The following is an 8,457-nucleotide window of genomic DNA, read 5'->3' as shown; positions in this document are numbered from 1 at the left end:
CAAACGAACCGGATGGTTCAAGGGGATACGGTCTAAAATATTCTCAGGAAAAAGACTCGGACTATTGGATGGAAGCGCTTTGAATTGTATGTTTGCCATATTGTTTTTTGGTTGCACCTTAAGATACAAAATCTTGAGGACAAAAAACAGAAAAACCCCGCCATTTTTTAATGACGGGGTTATTTTTTTAAGAGACCTTTTTAGACAGCCCCATTTTTTTTTGGCTGCGTCATTGCGAGGAGGTACGAGGAAGCAATCATTACGTCATTGCGAGAAGGCATGAGGAAGCAATCATTACGTCATTGCGAGGAGGTACGAGGAAGCAATCATTACGTCATTGCGAGGAACGAAGCAATCTTCCCGCATGTCATGCTGAGCGCAGTCGAAGCATTTACATTTGGTACACGTACAGATCCTTCGACTCCGCTCAGGATGACAAAGACGCTGCTCAGGATGACAAAGTTCAAAGATTGCTTCCTCGTACCTCCTCGCAATGACGCGAACCCTCGCAATGACGCGAACCCTCGCGATGTCAATAAACCTCCTAAACACTTTAACTATATTCGGAATAACGCTGATTACTTGTTATCTTTGCAAAAAAATAACAACATGTCCTCACAAAAACATTTAATAGCACCTTCCATCTTAGCTGCGGATTTTGCTGATTTGAAAAAAGATATCCAAATGGTCAATGAAAGTGAAGCAGATTGGTTTCATATTGATATTATGGATGGGGTTTTCGTTCCAAACATCTCTTTTGGTTTCCCAGTGATGCAGGCCATCGCCAAGCATGCCCAAAAACCTTTGGACGTGCATTTGATGATCGTTGATCCAGATCGCTATCTGAAAGTTTGTAAAGATTCCGGTGCGGAAATCATCACCGTGCATTATGAAGCATGTACGCATCTACACCGTACCATCGCGGCTATTAAAGAGTTAGGCTGTAAAGCTGGAGTTGCGTTAAACCCGCATACACCGGTAAGTTTGCTGAAGGATATCATCCAGGATATCGACCTGGTTTGTTTGATGTCGGTGAACCCAGGATTTGGAGGACAGAAATTTATCGAACGCACCTACGATAAGATCAAGGAACTGCGTGCATTGGCGGTAGAAAACAATACCGATCTTTTGATCGAGATTGATGGGGGAGTGGGCACCAGCAATGCTGGACAATTATTGGCGGCTGGAGCGGATGTATTGGTGGCTGGAAGTTTTGTGTTCAGCTCTGAAAATCCGATGGAAACCGTAAAAACCCTGAAGGCGGTAGACCCAAGTTTGAAATACGTTTAGGCTTTTGTTTAGAATATTTCCAAATTAGCTTGGAATGGCAGAATTGCAACTAAACATGGTTTTTTTTGGTATTTTTGCTAATGTACTCAAACAATTTGAGGAAATGATTAGTAGTAGAGTTAAAATCTAATTAAAATAAAAATAAATGGCTTTTGATATAGACATGATTAAGAAGGTTTATGCACAATATGATGAGCGCATCAATGCAGCTCGTCAGATTGTTAATAAACCATTGACTTTATCTGAGAAAATTCTGTATGCTCACCTTTGGGACGGAAACGCGACTGAAGCATACGAACGTGGAAAATCTTACGTGGATTTTGCACCGGATCGCGTAGCAATGCAAGATGCTACTGCACAGATGGCCTTATTGCAGTTCATGCAAGCTGGTCGTGCGAAAGCTGCAGTGCCTTCAACCGTTCACTGTGACCACTTGATCCAAGCTCGTGATGGTGCGGAGCAAGATTTAACGCGTGCAAAACAAGAAAGCTCAGAAGTGTTCAACTTCTTAAGTTCTGTTTCTAATAAATATGGTATCGGTTTCTGGAAACCGGGTGCAGGTATTATTCACCAAGTGGTATTGGAGAACTATGCTTTCCCAGGTGGTATGATGATCGGTACAGACTCCCACACCGTGAATGCGGGTGGATTGGGTATGGTCGCTATCGGTGTTGGTGGTGCTGATGCCTGTGACGTAATGGCTGGATTACCTTGGGAGCTGAAATTCCCGAAATTGATCGGTGTGAAATTGACCGGAAAACTTTCTGGTTGGGCTGCTCCGAAAGATGTGATCTTGAAAGTTGCTGGTATCCTTACAGTAAAAGGTGGTACCGGTGCTATCGTTGAATACTTCGGTGAAGGTGCAGAATCTTTATCTTGTACAGGTAAAGGTACGATCTGTAACATGGGTGCTGAAATTGGTGCTACTACGTCTACATTCGGTTACGATGAGTCTATGGAGCGTTATTTACGCGCTACAGACCGTGCGGATGTTGCGGATGCTGCCAATGCCATCAAACAACACCTTACTGCGGATGCAGAGGTGTATGCAAATCCTGAACAATACTTCGATCAATTGATCGAAATCAATCTATCGGAATTGGAGCCTTCGTTGAACGGTCCTTTTACGCCAGATTTATACACACCAATTTCTCGCATGCGCGAAGAAGCTGGTAAAAACGGATGGCCTACGAAAGTAGAGTGGGGATTGATCGGTTCTTGTACAAACTCTTCTTACGAGGATTTGTCTCGCGCTGCTTCCATCGCTCGCCAAGCGATCGAAAAAGGTTTGGTAACCAAAGCGGAATTTGGTATCAACCCAGGTTCTGAACAAGTTCGTTTTACAGCTGACCGTGATGGTTTGTTGAAAAACTTCGAGGACTTGAACGCAACGATCTTTACCAATGCATGTGGTCCATGTATCGGTATGTGGGATCGTGCAGGTGCCGACAAACAAGAAAAAAACACAATCGTTCACTCGTTCAACCGTAACTTCGCGAAACGTGCGGATGGTAACCCGAATACTTATGCATTCGTAACTTCACCTGAAATGGTAGCAGCAATCGCTATCTCCGGTGATTTGGGCTTCAACCCGCTTACGGATACCTTGACCAACAAAGATGGTGAGCAAGTGAAATTGGATCCGCCTACAGGTGATGAATTACCTACTAAAGGTTTCGCGGTGGATGATCCAGGATACCAAGCTCCTGCAGAAGATGGATCAAACGTGGTTGTGGAGGTTTCCCCAACTTCTGATCGTCTGCAATTGTTAGAGCCATTCGCTCCTTGGGAAGGTACAGACTTGAAAGGCTTGAAATTATTGATCAAAGCGAAAGGTAAATGTACAACTGACCATATTTCGATGGCTGGTCCTTGGTTGAAATACCGTGGTCACTTGGATAATATCTCCAACAACATGCTGATCGGTGCGGTGAACTACTTCAACGAGAAAACAGATAACGTGAAAAACCAGTTGACTGGTGAATATGGTGCTGTTCCTGCAACGCAACGTGATTACAAAGCGCAAGGAATCGGTTCTATCGTGGTAGGTGATGAAAACTACGGTGAAGGATCTTCTCGTGAGCATGCAGCAATGGAGCCTCGCCATTTAGGCGTTCGTGCGGTATTGGTGAAATCTTTCGCTCGTATCCATGAAACAAACCTTAAGAAACAAGGTATGTTGGGTCTTACATTTGATAACAAAGAGGACTACGATAAAATCCAAGAAAACGATACGATCGATATCATTGGATTGACTGAGTTCGCTCCGAATAAACCTTTAACTCTTGTTCTTCACCATGAAGATGGTAGTTCTGAGGAAATCTTAGCTAACCATACGTATAACCAACAACAGATTGAGTGGTTTAAGGCTGGTGGTGCTTTGAATATTATCAGAGCTGGACAGGCGTCGTAGAGGAGATATTAGATAATAGATATTAGACAATAGATTTTAGACTATTGAGGAAAGGGCTGCATTCGCAGCCCTTTTTTTGTTTTTTATCGATTTGTAATTTTTTTCGCGTCATTGCGAGGAACGAAGCAATCTTTGGACTTTGTCATCCTGAGCATCGTCGAAGGATCTGTTCGTATACTAACCGCCTACCGTACAGATCCTTCGACTGCGCTCAGGATGACATGCGGGAAGATTGCTTTGTCGTGCCTCCTCGCAATGACACGCACAGTTCTTCGCAAAGACAGCGTCGCAAAGTTAATAAATCATCACCTAAGCAACATCGCTTCTTTATGGTTCAAGATCTGCTTGTAAGTCGGATTTCCCTTTGCCAATAGCTCCTTATGATAAGGCGCTGGTATCAGCACCTTCACCTCATATTTTTCCAAAGGAATAAAAAACAGCACCCCATGCTCCTCCAGATTTTCATCGGTGATTTGGGTGTATTTTTCCGCCATTTGGTTGATCTTTCCTAAAGACTCCAGTTTTTTGATGACCTGTTGCATGATGATCTTTTTTAAATGAAGATTAGCCTAAATTTTTAGTACAAATAGCTTGATTTATACCAGTACAAACATCCTTATTTATACCACAAAAAACAGCCTATTTTTCTTCATGGAACACTAAGATAGGTACTTTTGAGTGAAAAGCTAAGTTATTGCTCACACTGCTACTGAACAACCTATCGAAGAAACTCCTGTTCCTTTTCACTATCCCCAATATATCTACATTATTCTCAATGATATAGTTCAATATCGTTGTTTCAATACTTTCCACCTCATCCAATAAAATATATTCAATCTCCTCCTGAGGAAATTCATGTCGCCAGTTTTCAGTATGAAGCATCACATCAGAAACATTCTGGTTATGTAAAATATGAAGGATATCGATTTTCGCGCCAATGGCCTTGGCCATGATCAACATTTCTTTCAATGCAGATTTATCCTTCTCGCGGAAAAGCGAAGTAAATACCGTACGTTTTATTTCCTTGTATTTAGCATGCGGAGGAATTGCCAAAACAGGATTTTGGATGGTTCGAATCACATTTACCGTGTTGGTGCCGATTACCTTCGAAAGGAATCCCGATTCCCCATGGGTACCCATCACCACCAAATGGATCTTTTCGCGTTCGACGATTTTTTTCACCACCGAAGCAACAGGTCCCTCTTCAAATAGGAAAACCAATTCCACATCGTTTATTCCTTGCTCTTCGGCCATATCGTGCAGCACCTGTGTCTTCTTTTTGTATATCTCAAACTGATTCAGTTCAATTGTTTGGTAAACCTCGCCCAAAAGCTCCGGTTGTCCGCCATGGGTAGCCGATAAAACGGGTTCCAGGTAGGTATAAAGCACATAAATTTTAGCGTCAATAGATTTGGCTATATTTAGGGCGTACAGAAAGGCATTAGTAGCAGTTTCTGAAAAATCGGTGGGAAATAATATGGCTCTCATAATCTTTCATTAAGTGTTTCCTTAAATTTAACAATTAAATGTCCAATTGCTCCATGATATTGGTCATTATTTTAGGTAGTTTATGTCAATCTTATGCAAGGTTTTTTTGCTTGCTACGTTTTAGCCTATTGAAGAAAATTTTTTAAAAACCTGTAGCATTTTAATAACATAGACCGTATATAATATACAAAAAATATAGGAGGAAAGTTTACATGCGTCAAAACTTTAATCTAGTTATTAAATTTGTATAATTAACTAGATAACGTAAAGACATAGGGTGGGAATCATTCAGAAATACCTAGGTACTGCAAAACCATGGAGTTTAAGAACTGCGTTGGAGTCCTGTGCTATGTCCGGTTCGGAAAAGAGCAAAGCTTTTATCTATAAGAAATATTACGGCTATATCATGGCCATTGTAATCCGCTACATGAAACATGAAATGGAATCCGAAGAGATTACCAATGAGTGTTTTGTGAAAGTTTTCAATAAGGTGAGCAGCTTCTCCATCCACGAGGAAGATGCCGTGCTCGAGAAGACTTTCCGTTCTTGGATGGGCAAGATCGCTGTAAATACCGCCATTGACGCACTAAGGGTGAGAAAACAGGTGCTGATGTTGGATGACCTTAATGGTTCAGACAACCTGCATTATTCCGTGCAGAACGACAGCCGCTTGGAATATCAGGATATCATCGCCCTGATCCAACAGTTGCCCGATATCCAACGTTCCATTTTCAACCTCTACGAAATCGAAGGATTCTCGCACGAAGAGATCGGCAAAAAGTTGGAGATTCCCGAAAGTACCTCCAGAACATATTTAACAAGAGCAAAACAGAAGCTGAGAAAGCTATATGGTGAGCTCCACAATTTAGAAAATATACAATCCTGATTTTTATAAAGATGGAAGAGCATAACAAAAAAGACCTCATTGACCATATCGTTGATAAGCTGAAAGCTTCCGACGAGCTTCCTTATAAAGATGGAGCTTGGGAACGATTTCAGCAACAACATGGTTCGATGCCGGTTCGCAAAAACAGAAGCTATTACTGGGCCGCCAGTGCTGCCGCCATTCTTTTGGTAGGCGCATTTGCGGTTAAACAATTTGTTTCCCAGGATCCGAAAAACTTGGAGGATATGACTATTGCCCAACATCAAGGGGCTAATGGACAGTCTCAAAGTGAAGAAGGATCTCAGTTGGCAGAACAGTTTCAACAAGATGGTTCGTTGCCTACTGATGGAAGGGTTGCAACCGATGGAATAGGTACAACCACTGGTGGAATTTCAACCGATGGAATAGGTTCAACGGTTGGAGGAATCTCCACAGGAGGAGCTGATCACCGAATTTCCGGCAGAAGTGAAGTTGTTGCTTCTTATAAAGGAAATTTCTTGAATATGCAGGAAACTGATAGATCGAACAATATGCTTGCTTATAGTGATTGGAATAATGGGATTCGTTATGCCCCCAAAAATATCCACGCTCCACAGCAATTGTCAGGATCATCATTGGACCTAAGAACAAAGAACTTACAATTAGCTCCTGATGAGCCTCAGATAAAAACTACATCAGATTTAGGATCTGCCGTGATCTTGGCGAATCAAGATATGGCTAATAAGGCGAATGCTGGTCGTGAGCCGGATTTAAAATCCAAGAAGTTCAATTTTAATGAGCGTTTTGACCTTGGATTGTTCGTGTCGCCAAATTCCACCAGTGAAAAGTTCAATTTTGGTGGAGGAGTGCTAGTTGCGTACAATGTAACCAAAAACCTGTCTGTACGTACCGGACTTGCTTATAACCGCTATGAGGTAGGAGCCATGCGTAATCCGGTTGCCAATCAGGATGTCGCAGTTTCTGCAAGTCGCGAAATGCTCGAAAAGAATAATACCAATAGCTTGACTGCTTATACAATGAGCAATGCTGTGATTCTGCCGAATGTAAATGCGGTTTCAGGATCTGTACAGGCGTTGGAAGTTCCATTGGATGTGAAATATAAATCGAAAAGTGGTTTCTATGCATCTTCAGGATTGACCTATGCTAAAGTAACCGAACAGGAACGCTTTACACATTACATCGAAAACAGTGGGGCCGAGGTTTTTCCGGATGGTCTTCCTAAAAACCAAAAGGATTTGGAAGCTGGATTCAAACAGGTATCCAAAGCTATAAAAACGGAAGATCAGAATGTTAAGGCCAATGGATTTGGTGGATTTGTAAACCTATCTATTGGTAAGGAAATGAAAATGAACAGAGGTTTTTCTATTTCTGTAGAACCTTATATGAAATTACCCGTTGGGAATTTTAAATCCGCAGATATGAATTATACGAATGGCGGTTTGAGGATTATAACGAATTTCTAGGGGTTTAGATTATAGATGAGAGATGATAGATTATAGACTTTGCCGTCATTGCGAGGAGTTTATCGTCATTGCGAGGAACGAAGCAATCTTTACGCATGTCATGCTGAGCGAAGTCGAAGCATCTACATGTGGTACCCGTACAGATCCTTCGACGCTGCTCAGGATGACACAAAAAGAAAGATTGCTTCGTCGTGCCTCCTCGCAATGACGCAAAAGGTCTATCATCTAATGTCTAATATCTATCATCTAAAGCTGGTCCACCCGCACCCAGCCCATACCAGCGGCGATAGCGCCTTGAACACCCGGATCTCCATCTTCGAATACCAAGCAATCAGCAGGATCGACCTCTAACTGCTCTGCAGCCAATAAAAAAGGTTGTGGGGAGGGTTTTCCTTTTGGGGTATCACCCGCACAGACTAAAGACTCATATTTCCCGGCCACATCGATCACCGAAAGGGTAATCGCCAACGTTGATCTGGTTCCGCCGGATACTATTCCAATTTTATGGGTATCCACATTGTCGAACAATACCTGCCTTACATAATCTACAGGTTGGGTGGCTTGGATAAAGCGCTCGATAAAAATTGCAGACTTTCTTTTGGAGAAGGATTCGATATCCAGTTCCACGTTATAGCGAATGGAAATTTCCTTTGCGACAGCGATGGTTGGCCAACCTGCAGTCTCATCAATAAGATCAGGATCCAAATCAACGCCATGTTCCGCAGATACGGCAACATAAGCAGCTTTATGTGCATCAATATTATCGGCAAGGGTGCCGTCTACATCGAACAATAACGCTTTATAGGAAGAGGCAAGGGAATTTAACTTTAAATACTTTTGGTAGGCTGCATCTGTCATGCCGCAAAAATACGAAATTCTCCTCGATGAGGAGAATTCCATGGTTTTATCTTTATTAA

7 protein-coding genes are annotated in these 8,457 nt (G+C 42.2%); 4 read left to right on the top strand and 3 right to left on the bottom strand.

Translation table 11 applies throughout. The features are described 5' to 3' along the window. The first annotated feature begins 609 nt into the window (after nucleotides 1-609). Nucleotides 610-1,290 (top strand): ribulose-phosphate 3-epimerase, encoded by a 681-nt coding sequence (gene rpe / locus VJ786_RS08930; RefSeq protein ID WP_134776746.1) that lies wholly within the window; start codon nucleotides 610-612, stop codon nucleotides 1,288-1,290. Between the two features lie 145 nt (nucleotides 1,291-1,435). Beyond that, nucleotides 1,436-3,703 (top strand): aconitate hydratase, encoded by a 2,268-nt coding sequence (locus tag VJ786_RS08925; protein WP_134776745.1) that lies wholly within the window; start codon nucleotides 1,436-1,438, stop codon nucleotides 3,701-3,703. Between the two features lie 305 nt (nucleotides 3,704-4,008). Here VJ786_RS08925 and VJ786_RS08920 read toward each other — a convergent pair whose 3' ends face one another. Together VJ786_RS08920 and VJ786_RS08915 are read right to left on the bottom strand one after the other, a co-directional pair. Next, a complete protein-coding gene (locus VJ786_RS08920) occupies nucleotides 4,009-4,245 on the bottom strand; it encodes a hypothetical protein (protein WP_099367684.1) in 237 nt (78 codons plus the stop codon). Nucleotides 4,246-4,342: 97 nt separating this feature from the next. Beyond that, nucleotides 4,343-5,191 carry a universal stress protein gene (locus tag VJ786_RS08915; protein WP_134776744.1) on the bottom strand — a complete coding sequence of 283 codons (849 nt, stop codon included), beginning with the start codon at nucleotides 5,189-5,191 and terminating at the stop codon, nucleotides 4,343-4,345. 277 nt (nucleotides 5,192-5,468) lie between these two features. Between VJ786_RS08915 and VJ786_RS08910 the strand changes: the two genes are divergently transcribed. Then, a complete protein-coding gene (locus tag VJ786_RS08910; protein ID WP_099367686.1) occupies nucleotides 5,469-6,077 on the top strand; it encodes an RNA polymerase sigma factor in 609 nt (202 codons plus the stop codon). An 11-nt stretch (nucleotides 6,078-6,088) separates the two neighbouring features. Then, nucleotides 6,089-7,540 (top strand): hypothetical protein, encoded by a 1,452-nt coding sequence (locus tag VJ786_RS08905; RefSeq protein WP_134776743.1) that lies wholly within the window; start codon nucleotides 6,089-6,091, stop codon nucleotides 7,538-7,540. A gap of 246 nt (nucleotides 7,541-7,786) precedes the next feature. Here the strand turns inward: VJ786_RS08905 and VJ786_RS08900 are convergent, their stop codons facing one another. Continuing rightward, complete coding sequence (locus VJ786_RS08900; protein ID WP_134778387.1) at nucleotides 7,787-8,398, bottom strand: HAD family hydrolase; 612 nt, start codon at nucleotides 8,396-8,398, stop codon at nucleotides 7,787-7,789. Nucleotides 8,399-8,457 lie beyond the last annotated feature (59 nt).

It is taken from the genome of Sphingobacterium tenebrionis (genome assembly GCF_037126265.1).
Lineage (GTDB): Bacteria > Bacteroidota > Bacteroidia > Sphingobacteriales > Sphingobacteriaceae > Sphingobacterium > Sphingobacterium tenebrionis.
This window is presented reverse-complemented; position numbering and strand designations above follow the sequence as displayed.